This window comes from Bacillus sp. FJAT-25509 (assembly GCF_001420605.1).
GTDB lineage: Bacteria > Bacillota > Bacilli > Bacillales > Bacillaceae_G > Gottfriedia.
The window spans coordinates 177,720-195,279 of record NZ_LJIZ01000008.1; the positions used below are offsets into that span (position 1 = coordinate 177,720).

The 17,560-nt window shown below is 34.2% G+C and carries 12 protein-coding genes; 9 read left to right on the plus strand and 3 right to left on the minus strand.

Annotation, left to right across the window (positions count from 1 at the left end; all coding sequences use genetic code 11):
- Positions 1-77: 77 nt before the first annotated feature.
- Complete coding sequence (locus AN960_RS06010) at positions 78-977, minus strand: AraC family transcriptional regulator (protein ID WP_056468276.1); 900 nt, start codon at positions 975-977, stop codon at positions 78-80.
- A 247-nt stretch (positions 978-1,224) separates the two neighbouring features.
- Here AN960_RS06010 and AN960_RS06015 point away from each other — a divergent pair, with 247 nt between their 5' ends.
- The 9 genes from AN960_RS06015 to AN960_RS06055 all read left to right on the plus strand — a co-directional run bounded on the left by AN960_RS06015 (position 1,225) and on the right by AN960_RS06055 (position 14,141).
- Positions 1,225-2,076: an aldo/keto reductase gene (locus AN960_RS06015; protein ID WP_056468279.1), complete on the plus strand. Its 852-nt coding sequence runs from the start codon at positions 1,225-1,227 to the stop codon at positions 2,074-2,076.
- Between the two features lie 366 nt (positions 2,077-2,442).
- The gene (locus tag AN960_RS06020; protein WP_056468281.1) at positions 2,443-3,723 is read left to right on the plus strand and encodes a helix-turn-helix domain-containing protein; all 1,281 of its coding nucleotides are present in this window, start codon (positions 2,443-2,445) and stop codon (positions 3,721-3,723) included.
- 150 nt (positions 3,724-3,873) lie between these two features.
- On the plus strand, positions 3,874-8,154 hold the full coding sequence (locus AN960_RS06025) for a S8 family serine peptidase (protein WP_056468284.1): 4,281 nt from the start codon (positions 3,874-3,876) through the stop codon (positions 8,152-8,154).
- Positions 8,155-8,463: 309 nt separating this feature from the next.
- Positions 8,464-10,113, plus strand: a complete 1,650-nt coding sequence (locus AN960_RS06030) for a DEAD/DEAH box helicase (RefSeq protein WP_056468286.1) — start codon at positions 8,464-8,466, stop codon at positions 10,111-10,113.
- Positions 10,114-10,217: 104 nt separating this feature from the next.
- Positions 10,218-11,174, plus strand: coding sequence for a glutaminase A (gene glsA / locus AN960_RS06035; protein WP_056468289.1), 957 nt, complete (start codon positions 10,218-10,220; stop codon positions 11,172-11,174).
- Positions 11,175-11,800: 626 nt separating this feature from the next.
- The gene (locus AN960_RS06040; RefSeq protein WP_056468291.1) at positions 11,801-12,550 is read left to right on the plus strand and encodes a sulfite exporter TauE/SafE family protein; all 750 of its coding nucleotides are present in this window, start codon (positions 11,801-11,803) and stop codon (positions 12,548-12,550) included.
- 112 nt (positions 12,551-12,662) lie between these two features.
- Positions 12,663-13,154: a DinB family protein gene (locus AN960_RS06045; RefSeq protein ID WP_056468294.1), complete on the plus strand. Its 492-nt coding sequence runs from the start codon at positions 12,663-12,665 to the stop codon at positions 13,152-13,154.
- A gap of 11 nt (positions 13,155-13,165) precedes the next feature.
- Positions 13,166-13,642 (plus strand): GNAT family N-acetyltransferase, encoded by a 477-nt coding sequence (locus AN960_RS06050; RefSeq protein ID WP_056468298.1) that lies wholly within the window; start codon positions 13,166-13,168, stop codon positions 13,640-13,642.
- 16 nt (positions 13,643-13,658) lie between these two features.
- Positions 13,659-14,141 carry a methylated-DNA--[protein]-cysteine S-methyltransferase gene (locus AN960_RS06055; protein WP_056468301.1) on the plus strand — a complete coding sequence of 161 codons (483 nt, stop codon included), beginning with the start codon at positions 13,659-13,661 and terminating at the stop codon, positions 14,139-14,141.
- A gap of 70 nt (positions 14,142-14,211) precedes the next feature.
- Here the strand turns inward: AN960_RS06055 and AN960_RS06060 are convergent, their stop codons facing one another.
- On the minus strand, positions 14,212-15,363 hold the full coding sequence (locus tag AN960_RS06060) for an AI-2E family transporter (protein ID WP_082459387.1): 1,152 nt from the start codon (positions 15,361-15,363) through the stop codon (positions 14,212-14,214).
- A 151-nt stretch (positions 15,364-15,514) separates the two neighbouring features.
- The gene (locus AN960_RS06065; protein WP_056468302.1) at positions 15,515-17,437 is read right to left on the minus strand and encodes an LTA synthase family protein; all 1,923 of its coding nucleotides are present in this window, start codon (positions 17,435-17,437) and stop codon (positions 15,515-15,517) included.
- Between the last annotated feature and the right edge of the window lie 123 nt (positions 17,438-17,560).

Sequence of the window (17,560 nt, forward strand, 5' to 3'; positions counted from 1 at the left end):
AAGTTTATGTCCTAATAAAACTTTTAGTAAAATACAAAAAAAGAAGTGCATTATTCATTATTGGAGTAATGCAATTTCTATAAAAATGTTGTTTTAAACCGGTTAATATCTTCCTTAGGTGGTAAACCAAACAATCGAGAATACTCACGACTAAATTGAGATGGGCTCTCGTAACCTACACGAAAGGCTGCTTCTATGGCATCTGTTGACTCAGATAATAATATGCGACGAGCTTCCTGTAATCTCAGTTGTTTTTGGAATTGAATAGGGCTCATTGCAGTTAATTCCTTAAAGTGTCTATGAAGAGAAGAAACGCTCATATTTGCAATTTCTGCAAGGTCTTCAATTCGAAAAGACTGGTTAAAGTGATTCATTATATGATCGACAACCCCACTGATTTGATTAGTGGAACTTCCTTCAATAGCCAGTTGCGCAAGAGTTATTCCTTGCTGTCCTTGCAAAAGTCTATAGATGATTTCCTTCGTAATAAGAGGCGCGAGTATAGGTATATCTTTTGGAGTTTTAAGCAAGTGAGTTAATCTAGTTACCGCGTCTAATAAAGATAACTCTATTCGGCTAACATACATACCTCTTTTAGTATTATCTTTATGAAGAGGAAATTCCGAATCCTTTAATACTTCCAATATTTGATTGGGGGTAAATTCAAGTTTAAGTGCCAAATATGGGTTTTCTATAGAAGCTTCAGTTACTATTCCGGTAATTGGTAAATTAACAGAGGCAATTAGGTAATCGGTTGGGCTGTATACATAATGCTCTTGTGCTAACACAACCTCCTTCTTACCTTGAACGATAATGCATAAGGAAGGCTTGTAAACTCCATAATTTGGCCCTGTAACATTAGAATAACGAGAGAAAAATAAAGAAGGAATAGCAGTCGTATAAGAACCATCTAGGCCCGTATGATTCTCTATAAGTTGAATTAGTTCAGCCTGGAATTTATATATTTGATCAGACATAAAACCCTCCTAGATTCTAAATCGCTTCTAGTCTATTTTAATATACATTTTTCAAGAATATAAGTGACTTGAGAGAATTAGGCAATGATTTGATAAGAATTGGATAACGGTAGCTTTTTCATTTATTGCATAATAAGGGTACGAAAATATTGTAACCATTACAGAAATACTAATCTTTAAAACTTAAACATATTATCTTCTTGGAAAAAATGTATTAAAGAAAAGGTGTAGAACTGGAGGGATTTATATGCAAAAAGTCATTTTAAACAATGGTGTAGAGATGCCTATTTTAGGTTTTGGTGTATATCAAATTCAAGATGAAAATGAATGTGAACAGGCTGTTTATGATGCACTTATGGCAGGTTATCGATTGATCGATACTGCTGCCTCTTACTTAAATGAAAAAGCAGTCGGCCGAGCATTAAAACGAAGTGGAGTGCCAAGGGAGGAAATGTTTATTACCACGAAACTTTGGGTTCAAGATACAGGATACGAACAAACAAAGATAGCATTTGAAAAGTCCCTAGAAAGATTACAACTAGATTATTTGGATTTATATTTAATACATCAGCCATTTGGCGATGTATATGGTTCTTGGCGTGCAATGGAGGAATTGTACCAGGATGGTAAAATTAAGGCTATTGGAGTTAGTAACTTTTATCCAGACCGACTAACTGACTTTATTATTCATAACAAAGTGGTTCCTGCTGTAAACCAAGTTGAAACGCATCCTTTCTGTCAGCAAATTGAAAGTCATGACCTTATGAAAGAAAATAATGTACAGATAGAGTCATGGGGACCATTCGCTGAAGGCAAAAATAACATGTTCCAAAATGAAGTTTTAGCATCTATTGCTGAAAAACACAATAAATCAGTAGCACAGGTTATCTTGCGCTGGTTGACACAAAGAGAGGTTGTTACGATACCTAAATCAGTACGTAAGGAAAGAATCATCGAAAACTTTAATATCTTTGACTTCAAATTAAGCCAAGAAGAACTAGTGAGGATTGGTGCATTAGATACGAAGGAAAGCTTGTTCTTTTCCCATAGGGATCCTGAAATGGTGAAATGGATTGGTAACCGAAAACTTGATATTTAACACACTAACACTCACTTCCGAAATGAGTGATAATAATTAGCCGATTTCCCTAGAGAAACATCGGCTTTTTTATTAATACTTTAAGGAACGTCTTAAAGTTAAAAGTAGATTCATATTATATTAACTAATTAATGGGGCTCTCCATAAGTCGCTATGTGACTAATGGAGAGCCATTTTTTTTGATATTTCTTCTAATAATCAAATGTTATTAACGATTAAAACAAATTGACTAAATTTCTCAGAAATAAAATTATATCAAGTCTCGTTATAATGAAATTGTAATTAAATAGCTTTAAGAGGATGGGGCACTTATAACGCTCGGGAAAGAGCCGAAATAAATAAGAAGAAAATTGGTAGGTGAGAAGAATGAACGCAGCTCTATTTAAAGAAATTCAATGTAAATGCCTAGAGAAAGGCTGGACAAAAACTGATTTGGCTCAGGAGTCAGGTATTCATATTAGTGAAATAAGTCGTATTTTTAATCATAAACGCTCACTCACACTAAAATATTTGGATGCCATTTCAAAAGCTATTGGGTTGGAGGAAGGTACACTTTATTCATATTTTTATGAGGAGTGCTTTAATGAAGAACAAATTTTGGACAAGCGTAAAAGCATACAGTTTTTATTCAAATGCTTTACTTATGGTTACGAGGAACACTGTCAAAATCTGTTACATGTTATGACAACTGAAAAATCAGTTACGATTCAAATCGATTATTTGAATTATATTTTCTTCGTCGCAGAGGAGCTTTTTAAAGCTGGAAAAGAAGAAAAAGCTTTGTTTTTGTACGAGATTATTATTGAATGTGATTCGAAGGACGTTTTAGAACTGTTGGCAATTAGTTATTATAGGCGTTTTTATATTTTAAGAATGACAGAGGATGGTAAGCACGCATTGACATATGTGTTGGAGTATCTGTTTTGCATGCCGAAAAAGATTAGAATGGAAGCATATTTATGGATCTCAGCTTTCTATTATAGGCGCGAGCAATGGGAAGAGGTGCTTTACTACGCCGAGAGATTAAGTAAATTGGTTAAAAACGGAGAGTATTATGGAAGAGCACTTATGTATAAAAGCTTCGCACTTGCACGTCTTGGGGGCTCATTAGAAGAGATATTAGAACTTATAGAACAATATGCGGGGGTAAATGATTATTTTGCTGATATAGCTAACGGAAATCGCCTTGCTTCTTATTTAGATTACGGACAGCTGGAGTATGTAGATCAATATCTTAATTGGCTAGAAGATAGAGAGGATGTATATGTTGGATTACCAAAGGTTCTTGAAGCCTTTATCCGCTTGAATAGATTAGATGATGCTAAAAGAGTCTTAGATTTATATCAACATACAATTGAAGAATTGATAATAGATTCGGAACCATGGTTAAAGCAGAAGGTGCATTTGGATTTTCGTTATGCATATGCTTTTTATCAGTGTGAAAGCTTACAGCTACCAAATGGTTTAGATGAATTACTGGATGTGGCTTATACAGCAAATCAAATAGGCAATTTAGAAAGATTTAATAAATGCCTTCTCATTTATTGGAGATATAAGGACCATGCGACTTCAGACCAAATAAATAAGTATATACAATTATTAAGCATTAATGGTATTAAGGAGAGCTCCACGCGCAATTTTGCATAGTCTTGTTATATTTTATTTGAAGAAGTTGAGATTGAGGTGATTGATTAAGAAAATTAAAAAAAAACACTATTTGACGTAATTTTCAGAAAATAAAATTGTATCAAGTTTCAATATAATGAACTTATTAAGAAAAGAAAGTAGGGATAGTAGTTGAAAAAGAAAATGTTTAGAAATGTTACAACATTAGCATTAACAACAGGACTTATAAGTACTACAATGACACCAGGTTCCTTTTCACAACAAGTTCATGCACAAGCAACTTCAAAGATTGAACAAGTATTAGCAAATCTCACTCCACAACAGCGTGAGGCAATTAAGCAATTGAAGGTAAGTGACAAAGAGGGACTTCAATTATCTTCTGAAGTCGATCAAACAAGTGACAAGCTTACTCCTGTCATAGTTGAGTTTAAGGACAAGCCACAGCAGACGGCGGTTTTAGAAGCAGAGTCAGATGGTACAACTCTAACAGCTGCAGATGCAAAAGCAAAAGTAGATGCTTCACACGAAACATTCCAAAAAGATTTAAAAACAATTTTTAGCAGTGAAATAAAAGCAAAGAAAAATCCATATTCAATTAAACGTTCATATAAAAAAGCATTTAATGGAGTTGCAATGACAATTCCAGCTAATAAAATAAAATCTCTTCTTAAATCAAATGCAGTTAAAGCAGTCTATAGTGATTTACAAGTTCAAGTAGAACCACCGTCTATAAGCGAATCATCATCATCAACAGGTCAAGCTGCAAAACATACCATGGTAACATTTCCTGGCGTTGAAAAACTTCACCAAGAAGGGTTTACAGGAAAAGGTGTAAAAGTTGGTATTATTGATACTGGGATTGATTACAATCACCCAGATTTAAAAGGCGCTTTCAAAGGTGGTTATGATTTCGTCGATAATGACAGTGACCCAATGGAAACGACATATGCAGATTGGCAGAAATCTGGGGAGTCTGAATTTGAGTCAAGCGGTGAAGCTTACTATACTGAGCACGGAACACATGTAGCAGGAATTATTGCTGGACAAGCAAAAAATAATGCAGATTTTGCTGTAGAGGGTGTTGCACCTGAGGCTGATATATATTCTTATCGTGTTTTAGGTCCATATGGTTCCGGTTTTACATCAGCTATTTTGGCAGGTATTGATAAAGCAGTATCTGATGGCATGGACATCATTAATATGTCACTTGGAGCAAACTACAATGATCCATTATATCCTACGAGTATTGCTGTAAACAATGCTGTACTTGCAGGGGTAACAGCGATTGTCGCTGCTGGTAACTCTGGGGACAGAATGTATTCACTTGGCGCTCCTGGTAATGCTCCTTTAGCAATTACAGTAGGTGCAAGTGACACGTCTGTTACAATTCCAAGTTTTTCAGGTGCATTGCATCCTTCAACAGGCGATATATCCGTTGATCTAAAGTTAGCGGCTCAAGGTTTAACCGATAACGTTGCCGATTTTGAAGGGAAAACTTTACAAATGGTGAATGTATCATATGGTAATGAACCTAGTTATTTTAAGCGTGATGGAAATGGTAATTCTGTACCAATCGATGTAAATGGAAAAGTTGTTCTGGCCCAACGTGGTAGCATTGGTATTACTCAAATTATTGCGACAGCTAAATCGCATGGAGCAAAAGCAGTTGTATTATATGATGCAGATGTTCCTTTAGGTGACGTGTATCTTGGAGATGCATACGGCTTACTACCAACATTTTTACTGAGTAACGCACAAGGAAAAGCTTTAGCTGCTAAATTACCTGTAACTGGTGCATCAGCAGGTATACCTTTAGACTTTACTTTTAGTAATATGAAACAAACAGTGACTGTGGGCGATAAATTGGCACCATTCAGCTCACGTGGTCCATCCCGTGTGTTATATGATATTAAACCTGAAGTAACAGCACCTGGTGTATCTGTATTCTCTACTGTTCCTTCTTATATGCATGGAGCAGATCAAATAGGAAACTATCAATATGCTTACGAACGTTTATCAGGAACTTCAATGGCAACTCCAAACGTTGTTGGGGTTGCAGCATTATTAAAGCAAGCTCACCCAGACATGACTCCTTCAGATATTAAAGCAACACTTATGAATACAGCGGATCCATTATCTGATAAATACAGTGTTTATGAAGTTGGGGCAGGACGTGTAAATCCTTATGACGCTGTTCATGCAGCGACGGAAATTCAAGTAAAAGACAAAACTTCAACTGTAAAAGATAATGCAAGTAATAATGGTGGAACTACTTTAGCAAGTAAGGGCATTAAACAAATTAAAAATATTACTGGTGCAATGAGCTTTGGTGAACAAGGAATTAGTGGTAAGGATTTGACAGATCAACGTTCAATCACGTTATTTAATAAAAGCTCAGTAGATAAAACATATGATGTGAAAGTACAATTCCAAACGTTAAGTGCAAGGTTTACAGGCGACTCAAGAGCAGATCAGGATGCTACTGCTAATGGCGTTACATTAGATGTTAAATCATCTGTAAAAGTGAAAAAATATAGCAGTGCGAATATGGATGCTACGATTAACATTCCTAAATCGGCAAAGCTTGGAACATATGAAGGTTATGTAGTATATACAAACCAAAAAGATCCTAATGAATCATATAAAATTCCATTTGCTATTCACACAGTAAAAGAAGGTATTGATTATTTGACTGGTAATCCACAAGCATTTACAGTACCTTATGAAGCGGCAAGTAATGCAACAAGATGGTCAATTGGCGTAAACTTTAAATTAAATTCTCATATGCGTTATTTTGATTTCTTCCTTGTCGATCCAAAAACAGACAAAGAAATCGGATTCTTAGGATCAGCTGACGGAATGGGAGCAGATGAAAATATTGAGTATTATTTCCGTGGAGTTCTAAATAGTGGTCAATATTATCCATTAACTGGTGATCCGGACAATCCAATTGCGTATGATCTTAAAGAGATTGACCCAGGGTTATATAAAATTAGAATGGTAGGTACAAACGATAAGGGCGAAACGTTCACTGCAGATGCACCGGTTTACAATGGGGTGAAAGAAGCAAAAGTATCAATGGATAATATGACAGCTGGAGGCATTTACGAAACGGCTAATCCAACCGACACGAAAGTTACTGTATCAGGTAATGTGTTTGATAAAGAAATAGACGAAATGAAGGCAGCAGGTATTAAAGCTTCTCAAGGCGATAACAACTTTACTTACTATAATCCAAATAATTCTCAAGAGAAAAGTATACCACTAGATTCACAAGGTAATTTCAATGCTGATATACCTTTAAGTACATCTGGTCCAATTGTCAATGCCATTACTGAGTACGACTTCTCAGATTATAGTAAATCAACTGTTCGAAACTACGGTAGTTTCATTGATGCATATTTTGTTAGAAAAGGAACGGCTTATACTACAGCAATCGCTGATAAACAACGTATAAATATGGGTGAATCAACAACTGTTACGTTCTCTACAAAAAATGTCAAAACAAATGTGAAGAAAGCTGAATTCACTTTCCTTTATCCAAGTCAGTACCTTGATTTAGTCAATGTACAACCGAATGCTGCATTTAAAGGTAAACTAGATGTTCAATATACGACTACTCCTTCTAGTACTACGAAAACTAAATTGACGGTTACTGCAACGGCAACAGGTGACTTAGCGAACACTGGAATTGTTGGCGATGTATCATTAGTAGACTTAACATTTAAAGCAAAAGACTTATACTACAAAGGACCGATGAACTTCTATAATGGAACAGGTTCAAGTAGATTCTTTAACGCAGTTTATACAAATGTGGATAATACGACTGTAACGACACAAGGTATTCAACCATATTTCTATATTACTCCGACATATTCACTTATGAGAGGATCAGTCCAAGCAGAAGGATTAATGATGTTTGGTGGTTTAGAGCCTGAAATGAAACAAGTTGATTATAATAAAGCAGGTACAAAAATTAGTGTGAAAGATTCAAATGGTAAAGAATTTGGTGTAACTGATCCGTTAGGTTATTCTCAAGGATTCTCATATTCATTTAGAACAAGATTACCAATAACAGATGATGATTTTACGCTTAAAATTGACGTGCCAGGTCACTTTACATTCTCGAAAGATTTTAATATTGGCGTAAAAGAAGATGGAAAAACGACAGCAGGATCGAAACCAATTAACTATGACTATATACCTGGTGGAGACGTAAATAAAGATAATGTCATAGACGTAAAAGATGCAATCTACATCCAAACGTATTGGGGTACAAATAAGCGTGATGCTGATATTAACTATGATGGTATTGTTGATGCAAAAGATATGCAATATGTCATCAATAACTACTTAATGCAAAATCCTTGGAATGATAATTCGCCAAAAGCAGCTACGAAATATAAGGGCAAAACATTGGATGATGTTTTACAAGCTCTTGGATTAGAGTAATAGAATAACTAGTAAATCGGTAACCATTATTTGGTTACCGATTTTTTTATTGTTGAAACAATACGAAATTGGAAAGGTAGAAATATTTCGTTAAAAAAATAGGCAGGGGCTTGATTATTTCACCGATTGATTGAGAAAAATAAATTGATGGAGCAAAAATCTGATCGAATTGACTAATTCAGTTAAATAGGATTATTTATAAAAGATTAATAAACGTTGTGATACAATGGATTAGTCGTTTTTTGAGTAAATATATGAAACAACCATTATTATTTATAATGATAGAAAATAGAAAGTAAGGTAAATATAATGAATAAATTTTCTAGTTTAGGTTTAAGTGAGGAATTAACTGAGTATTTAACTGAATTAGGGATAACAGAGCCTACTCCGATTCAAGAAAAGGCTATTCCGATCGTATTTGAAGGGAAGGATTTAATAGGACAGGCGCAAACAGGAACTGGTAAAACATTTGCATTCTTATTTCCAATCCTTGAACGAATTAATTTAGAATTACCACATACCCAAGCATTAGTAGTTGCTCCAACAAGAGAATTGGCTCTACAAATAACTGCTGAGGCTAAAAGGATTGTTAGTGATGATTTTGGAGTACTTGCTGTGTATGGCGGACAAGATGTTGAACAACAAGCCCGTAAACTAAAAAGTGGTGCACATTTAATCATTGCAACACCTGGTAGACTTTTAGACCATTTAAGACGAGGAACAATAAATTTAGATAAAGTTAATTTTCTAGTGCTTGATGAAGCAGACCAAATGTTACATATTGGATTTTTACATGAGGTAGAAGATATTATCAATCATACTCCAGTATCAAGACAAACTTTATTATTTTCTGCTACAATGCCAGATCAAATCCAATCACTTGCAAAGCGTTACATGAAAAAGCCGGAAATTATTAAAGTAAAAGCTAAAAGAATTACACTAGATGAAATTGAACAATTGATTATTGAAACAACAGATCGCGGAAAACTTAATGCCTTATTGAATCAAATCAAAGAAGCAGAGCCGTTTCTAGCTATCATTTTTTGCAGAACAAAAAGAAGAGCTAATAAATTAAATGAACAGCTTAAAGGAAAAGGTCTTTTATCTGAAGAACTACACGGAGATTTAACTCAAGGCAAGCGCGAAAAAGTTATGAAATTGTTCCGTGAAGCTAAAATACAATATCTTGTAGCAACAGATGTAGCAGCTAGAGGAATTGATGTCGAAGGTGTTACTCACGTGTTCAACTATGATATACCACTGGATACAGAAAGCTATGTACATCGAATTGGAAGAACAGGACGTGCAGGAGATACTGGTATTGCGATTACCTTTGCTACTCCAAAAGATTTTCAAGATATGAGAGTAATTGAAAAAGAACTTAATCTTTCAATTAAGAGAATTGAAATGGAAAGAGGAGAAAGTTCGGACAGAGCGGATAGAACCAAAAATGTAGGTAGAGAAGAAAGAACAAGAAATGCTGGTAGAGTAGAAAGATCGAGAAATGCAGGCAGAGCAGAAAGAACAGGAAATGCTGGTAGAGAAGAAAGAACAAGAAATGCGGGTAGAGCGGAAAGAACGGGAAGTGCAGGCAGAGTAGAAAGAACAGGAAATGCCGGTAGAGCGGAAAGAACGGGAACTGCAGGTAGAGAAGAAAGAACAAGAAATGCGGGTAGAGCGGAAAGAACGGGAAATGCAGGTAGAGAAGAAAGAACAAGAAATGCGGGTAGAGCGGAAAGAACAGAAAATGTCGGTAGGGCAGAAAGAACGGGAACTGCAGGTAGAGCAGAAAGAACGGGAACTGCAAGCAGGGCAGATAGATCAAGAACTGCAGGTAGAGCGGAAAGAACAGGAAATACTGGAAACTCAAGAAGAGGCGAAAGAACAGATAGTGTAGGAAGATCGAGAAGTACAGGAAGACCAAGAAATGAAGGAAGATCAGGTAGGAGAAGTAGATAATAAAAACGGGAAGTTTAAGTAGGGAGTTAATTGTTGTAGGCATACTCTTAAAAGTGATTTTGGGAGTATCCTTTCCCTTAAAAATGAAATAAACAGGTGATTTTATGACGCAGAATGGATTTCGAGAGGAAAAAGAAGTTCACCGGATGGAGGAATTGAAAGTCCTTATTGAAGATGCAAAGGAGTTTATCCAGTACGGAAAAGTAGCTAATTATATTCCTGCTCTTGCAAAGGCAAATAAAAAGGATTTATCGTTGGCTGTGTTTTTGCCGGATGGACGACATTTTGAAGCTGGTAATACGAGCATTCGTTTTACTTTGCAAAGTATTTCGAAGGTAATTTCGCTAGCTTTAGTTTTAATGGATCGTGGAGAAGATTTTGTATTTGAGCGAGTAGGTATGGAGCCTACAGGTGATCCGTTTAATTCGATTGCAAAATTAGAAGTTAGGTCAGCTGGAAAGCCGTTAAATCCAATGATTAATGCAGGGGCTTTGGCAGTTACAAGTATGATTAAAGGTCATAGTATAAATGATCGCTTTCATCGATTATTAAACTTTATGAGGATTTTAACTGATAATAAAGAACTTTCTTATTCGAAAGAGGTTGCTACATCAGAATTTGAAACAGCGCACTTGAACAGATCGCTTTGCTATTTTATGAAAGAGCATGGAATTATTACTGAAGATGTTGAATTGTTATTAGATTTATATACAAAACAATGTTCAATCGAAGTAAACTGTTTAGAATTGGCGAGAATTGGACTTATTTTTGCGCTTGATGGTTGGGATCCAATTTCAAAAACGCAGCTTATACCTGAAAAAGTAGCAAAGATTTGTAACACTTTTATGGTTACTTGTGGCATGTATAATGCATCAGGTGAGTTTGCGATAAAAGTTGGAATTCCTGCTAAAAGTGGTGTTTCTGGCGGTGTTATGGGTGCGGTACCGCGCCGATTTGGAATTGGTGTTTATGGACCGTCACTTGATGAAAAAGGAAATAGTATAGCCGGTATAAAATTATTAGAGTTACTGGCTTCGCGATATAATTTGAGTATTTTTTAAACATAGAGGGCTGTCTATAAGTCAGGTTAATTGACGGATGGGCATGTCCTTTTTATGTTGAGGTGAGGTATCTCGTCAGTATTATTTAATTGTGATGGATTTTGATGTCACTCTTTATAGAGAACTAGTAATTTCTTTCCGTTTTTTATCCGATTAGAGTGAACTTAGAGCAATTTTAGCTACATTAGTACAATTATTATGTTTTAATACCTATACCACTATAGGTAATTTTCTATCTTATTTGCGATTCTTGGGATTTTAATTGCAGTTTTGTTATTTTTAATTGCGATTCTCGAATTTTATTTGCAGTTCTGCCATTTTTATTTGCGATTTTCGAATTTTAATTGCAGTTGGCCGTTTATTTGCAGCTATTCTTCATTTAATTGCATAGTTAGTTCCCTTTCCCTTATTTGCGTTCCTCCCACACTTATTTACAGTGTTTCCTTAAATTAAGTTATACATTTTATCGCATTCTACACTATAGTGATAAAGTCCCGAAACCCCTTTAATTTTCCTCCTTAGTCCTACTATTCCATAATCATCTACATAAGATGAGGACTTTTGTTTCCCTTTTTTCGAATATTTTGTGTATATTAAAGAGAGATGTAAAAAAGGGAGATAGGAAAATGGACTCACTATTATTACTTTTTATTTTAGGAATCGGTGCAGCAGTAGTTGGAACATTGGCAGGTGGTGGGGGATTAATTACACTTCCGATGATGATTTTTCTTGGCATTCCTATTCAAACGGGTATTGCCACAAATAAGTTTGCCTCGGGATTGGGGTCGTTTAGTAGTATTCTTTATACAATTAAAAAGAAAGATTTTAAGGCTTCAGTCATTTTTCAATTTATATTAGTTTCAATCATTGGTGGGGGAATAGGTGCATTTGTAACAAGTATGTTAGATGAACATGTGATGAATATAGTCGCATTAGTTTTATTAGCTGGCTCATTATGGTTAACATTTGCTAGTAAAAAGTGGAGCTATGAAACTACGAATAAAAGTGGTGTTGAAAAGCAAACATTGCTAGATAGGGGCATCTTAACAGGGATTGGTGTTTATGACGGGGGCTTCGGTCCAGGTTCTTCAACATTTGCAATCTTGTATTTTATTAAAAAAGGCTTTACTTATGTTAATGCAGTTCAGTTAGCTAGAGTATTAAATTTTGGGAGTTGTTTATCAGCATTCATCATATTTTATATGACAGGTCACTTCCAATGGAAAATTGCAGTGACGATGGCTGCTGCTTCAATTGTTGGTAATCAAGTAGGGTTAAGATTTGCAGAATTTGTTCCAATGAAGCTAGCTAGAATTTTATTGATTTCAGTTTCTGTTTTATTAATTGTTCAAGTAAGTCTTAAGTTATTTGTATAAAGGAATCAAGGTCTGTGTGTATATCCGCAGACCTTTTATTATTTTGTTTAAAGGTGATTTTTACCACTCGGTAGAATAGCTTAATTAATCAATATTTTAAGAGGTGATTGTAGTGAATCTGAAGGAATATCAATGGGTAAAAGAAAATCGTGAAGCATTATTAAATTTTTGTGGTGAATTAAAGCAAGAGGATTTTACTCGTAAATTAGACGGGTTCGGTTTCCAAAGTGTAAGAGAAACGCTACTACATATGGCTGAATGTTATATCGCATGGATTGGATCTTTTATATTATTGAAAACGAAAAAGCCAATTACGCCAAAGGAAAACATTGTAAATATTAGTCTTGATGATATTAAATCAAGATTTGAGCAAGCTGATTTATTCGTAAGTGAATTATTGGATATGACAGTTGAACAATTAAATAAACCAATTGATAGAAAAATTCCATGGAGAGATCATAATGAAGAAATATCATTCACACCGATGAAATTGCTAGTACATACGATTACACATGAATATCATCATAAAGGACAAATTGTCGCGATGACTCGACAGATGGGTTATATTCCACCTAATACTGATGTTTTAGGTACAAAGGATTAAGGAGAGATAAAATGAATCTGAGATTGGCAGAAATAAAAGATATAGATCAATTAATTAAGATGAGATGGGACTTTACTTTGGAAGATTATGAGACCGGAAGAATGAAAGAGAGCGAATACAATGAATTTTACAGTGAATGTCGTGATTTTTTATTAAATGCAATAGACAGTAAACAGTGGTATATATGGGTTGCTGAAATGGAAGGTACAATTGTTTCCCATATTTATATTGAACTTGTACAAAAAGTACCCCGACCTGGTAGAGTGACTTATCCTTTTGCATTCATGACGAATGTATATACATTAAAGGATTATCGGGGGAAGGGGATTGGAGGTAAATTAATCTCCAAAGTAAATAAATGGGTAAGCGAAATGAACTTCGAATTTGTTATTGTTTGGCCGAGCAAGCAAGGAGTTAATTTTTATAAGCGGAATGGTTATAATCAATGTATTGAAGCAATGGAGTACTTTCCAAATATAGATAAATAATCTAGGAGAATGATTTATGAATCAATTAGATACAGCTTATATAGACACTCCGTTAGGTATATTAAGGATCGTTGGAAATGAAAAAGGAGTAGCATATATTGATTTTGTCAAAGAAGATAATAACGAAATTCAAAAAATAGTACCACCTTCTTTGAAGGATGCAGGAAATGAGTTGATTGAATATTTCAATGGATCTAGGAAGGAATTTAGCATTAAATCGATTGCAAAAGGAACTCCTTTTCAAGAAAGTGTGTGGAGAGAACTCGTTAAGATTAAATATGGAGAAACTGCTTCGTATGCCGATATTGCTAACCGAATAGGAAACCCAAAGGCAGTAAGAGCAGTCGCGAATGCAAATGCAAGAAATCCATTAAGTATCATCGTTCCATGCCATCGGATTATTGGGTCAAATGGGAAGCTAACAGGCTATGCAGGTGGCCTGTGGAGGAAAGAATGGCTCTTAAATAGAGAGCAGGGAAGAGAGACGTTTAAATTGTAAAAAGAAAGAGCAGGAATAACGGAAGTGGTAAGAGTGAATATCACTCCAACTTCATTATTCTTGCTCTTATTTATTCTTTTTGATCGTTATCGTTGTTAATGTTTATTTCGATATTTGTTTCAACATCGTCATCAATAATTTTATCCGCGAATTTCGCTTTTTTCCTTAAATTGATGATTCTAGTTATATTAACAATCACTACTTTAAATATTGCGTATGTTGGCACAGCTAAAACCATACCAAGTACACCTGCAAAGTTACCAGCGAATAATAATAATAAAATAATCGTTAAAGGATGAATATTTAACTTTTTCCCCATGATATATGGTGAGATTAAGTTGGAATCAATTTGTTGAACAATTAAAATGATCAGTACTACGAATAAAGCTAATTTAGGAGAAATTAGAAAAGCAACGATCACTGCAGGAGCTCCACCAATAAACGGGCCAAAGTAAGGGATAATATTTGTAATAGCAGCTACTAACGCTAAAATTAAGGCATTAGGTATACCGATAATACTATATCCAATAAATGTTCCAATTCCAACAAAAATACAAACAATCGTTTGACCTTGAATGTAAGAAGCCAGTGTTTCACTTGTTTCATTAGCAATATGAATTGCTTCTTTCCTTAAGCTTTGCGGTAAAAAACGAGACATTGCATCTGGAAACTTGTGACCATCCTTAAACATATAAAACAATATAAATGGAACTGTTAAGATGATTAACGTTACATTACTTAAAATATTGAAAAACGCACCAATTCCACCAGTTATGCCACCGATAAATACTAGGGCATAGTCTGCAACTTTCTTTTCTAAATCTTTAATTTCAACGTAATTTTGACTTCCTAACCATTTCTCTAATAGCCCAATCTTATCTGTTGCTTCATTTACAATTGTTGGCATATTATTTACTAAATCTTTAAATTGTTGAGTTAAGGTTGGGAATACATTAATGATAGATACTACAGCAATTAAGATTAATCCGAGATAGAGAAGAAGAATGCCTATTGAACGGGGCACTTTTTTTCGCTCTAAAAAATCAACTATTGGTGCGAATAGGAAATATAGAAAGATTGAGACAAGTATTGGAGCGAATAAAGTACTAACTAAAATGGCAATTGGTTGAAATAAGAATGATATTTTTGTTCCAACGAATAAGACTAAGAATAATAATAGTAGTTCGATCGTCCAAAATAATAACTTAGAGTTTTTATACAATTAATATCCTCCCACTATATTTTGATTAAAAAAACTTATGTATAAATACCATATTATAACAAAAAGAGATGCTTGTAAAAGCATCTCTCGGTGTATAGATAAAATACTAAAAATTTGATTTTCAGACTGTGAGGTTCTTTTGAAGTACCTTTTATTGATTTGGTTCAGTTATTGTTTTCATTGTACCTGTTTTATGCTTGTTGCCACTGTAGAAACGGAATAAATCACCGTAAACAATATTATCTGAAAGTGTAAGCTCTTTTTTTGCTTTATCAATTAATAGTTTCGCATCTTGATCAGGAACTTCAACTTTTTCGGCAGTTAAACGATTATAAAATTCATTTGAGCCAGCTACATAATAATATTTATTTGTAACGAAACTTCCGTCACGGAAAACAATAAATTCCGAATAATCTGGGCTAAATAAATCTTTACCAAATTCGATATCATTTTTTGTATCAACACCTAATAGATGAAGAATCGTAGGTTTTACATCTATTTGACCAGCAACCTTTGAGATTGTTTGACCTTGTGTTTGCTTAGGTAAATGAATAATAAATGGCGTACGTTGTAAATCCATATGGTCATATGGAGTAATTTCGTCTTTACCTAAGAACTGAGCCATTGCGCGATTGTGGTTTTCAGAAATACCGTAATGATCTCCATACATTGCAATAATTGTATTATCATATAGACCTGATTTTTTCAGACCTTCAATAAAGTGTTTAATTGATTCATCCATATATCGTACTGTCGTTACATAACGATCAAGTGTCTCGTCACCAGAATTATATTGATCAATGTATTGATCTTTAGGATCAAGTACGAAAGGATAGTGGTTTGATAAAGTTAAAAATCTAGTATAAAAAGGTTGTTTCACTTGTGATAAAAGAGGAAGTGATTGTTCAAAGAAATCTTCATCTTTTAATCCCCAGTTTACCGAGTTTTCATCAGTAATATTATAATCTACTTCATTAAAGTAGCGATCATAACCTAAAGAAGGGTACATTACATTTCGATTCCAAAAGCTTTTATTATTTGCATGGAAAACAGCTGAATAATATCCTTGATCTTTTAAAATTTCAGGTGTAGCCATAAATTCGTTATTTGCGTGTGTGAAATAGACAGCACCGCGATCTAATGGATATAAAGAGTTATCAATAATGAACTCAGCATCAGATGTTTTTCCTTGACCAGTTTGATGATAGAAGTGGTCAAAATAATAACTTTCTTTAATGTATTTATTTAAAAATGGTGTTATTTCTTTACCATTAACCTTTGCACCAATTGTGAAATTTTGCATTGATTCCAAAGAAATAACAATAACATTTTTTCCTTTATATTTACCGAAAAGCTTTGCATTTGCTTTTACGCCGTTACTATTTACATAGTTTTCAATTTCAGTTAATTTACTACTATCCGCAAAGGCTTTTTGCGTTGAAGTTTTTGTTTGAAGTGATAAATCATAGCCTTGGTAAACATAAAGTCCAAGATTTTTTACTAGCATTTCACGATCAAACGAACGAGTAAGCAATTCAGGTCTTTCCATTTCAGCCAAACCTAAGTTTAAAACTGCAATTGCAATCGTAATTAAATAATAAGTTGACTTCATAAATGAAGGAACTCGACCTGTGTTTGAAAATTTAGGAAATTTCTTCGAGATCAAATATAGGATAAGGATATCAACAAACATAAAAATAATTTTAAAGCTTGCTAGTTCTTTTACACTTGATCCTAAATCTCCCATATTACTAGTTTGGAACAGCACTGGTAAAGTTATGAAATCATTAAAGAATCCGTAAAATAAAACGTTTCCACATAATAGCAAGGTTAAAATAAAATTAATCAAAAGAGCAATCGTATTACGTTTTTTCCCTTTGAAAAAAAGTGCAATCCCTACAAGAAATAAGGAGGATGCTAAAGGGCTAATAAATAATATTACATTTTGAAAGACTGTATCAATTTTTAAATCGAATCCAAACAGAGTAACAATATACGTTTTTAGCCAAACTACTAACGCAACCAATAATACGAATCGTACGCGTAAAAATGTTGCTTTAAATGAAGTAGGCATAGTCTAATCCCCCTTAAATACAAACAAACTAGCGGTCATTCACTAGCTTTTCTTTAAATATGCATCTCTCTAAGTCGTCAAAATTTATCGTACTCCGTTTAATTTTAAAAATCAATAGGAAAT

Coding starts and splice junctions, on each gene's coding strand:
- AN960_RS06065 (WP_056468302.1), bottom strand. CDS start 17,437: ATGCCTACTTCATTTAAAGCAACATTTTTACGCGTACGATTCGTATTA.
- AN960_RS06050 (WP_056468298.1), top strand. CDS start 13,166: ATGAATCTGAGATTGGCAGAAATAAAAGATATAGATCAATTAATTAAG.
- AN960_RS06010 (WP_056468276.1), bottom strand. CDS start 977: ATGTCTGATCAAATATATAAATTCCAGGCTGAACTAATTCAACTTATA.
- AN960_RS06020 (WP_056468281.1), top strand. CDS start 2,443: ATGAACGCAGCTCTATTTAAAGAAATTCAATGTAAATGCCTAGAGAAA.
- AN960_RS06015 (WP_056468279.1), top strand. CDS start 1,225: ATGCAAAAAGTCATTTTAAACAATGGTGTAGAGATGCCTATTTTAGGT.
- AN960_RS06040 (WP_056468291.1), top strand. CDS start 11,801: ATGGACTCACTATTATTACTTTTTATTTTAGGAATCGGTGCAGCAGTA.
- glsA (WP_056468289.1), top strand. CDS start 10,218: ATGACGCAGAATGGATTTCGAGAGGAAAAAGAAGTTCACCGGATGGAG.
- AN960_RS06030 (WP_056468286.1), top strand. CDS start 8,464: ATGAATAAATTTTCTAGTTTAGGTTTAAGTGAGGAATTAACTGAGTAT.
- AN960_RS06055 (WP_056468301.1), top strand. CDS start 13,659: ATGAATCAATTAGATACAGCTTATATAGACACTCCGTTAGGTATATTA.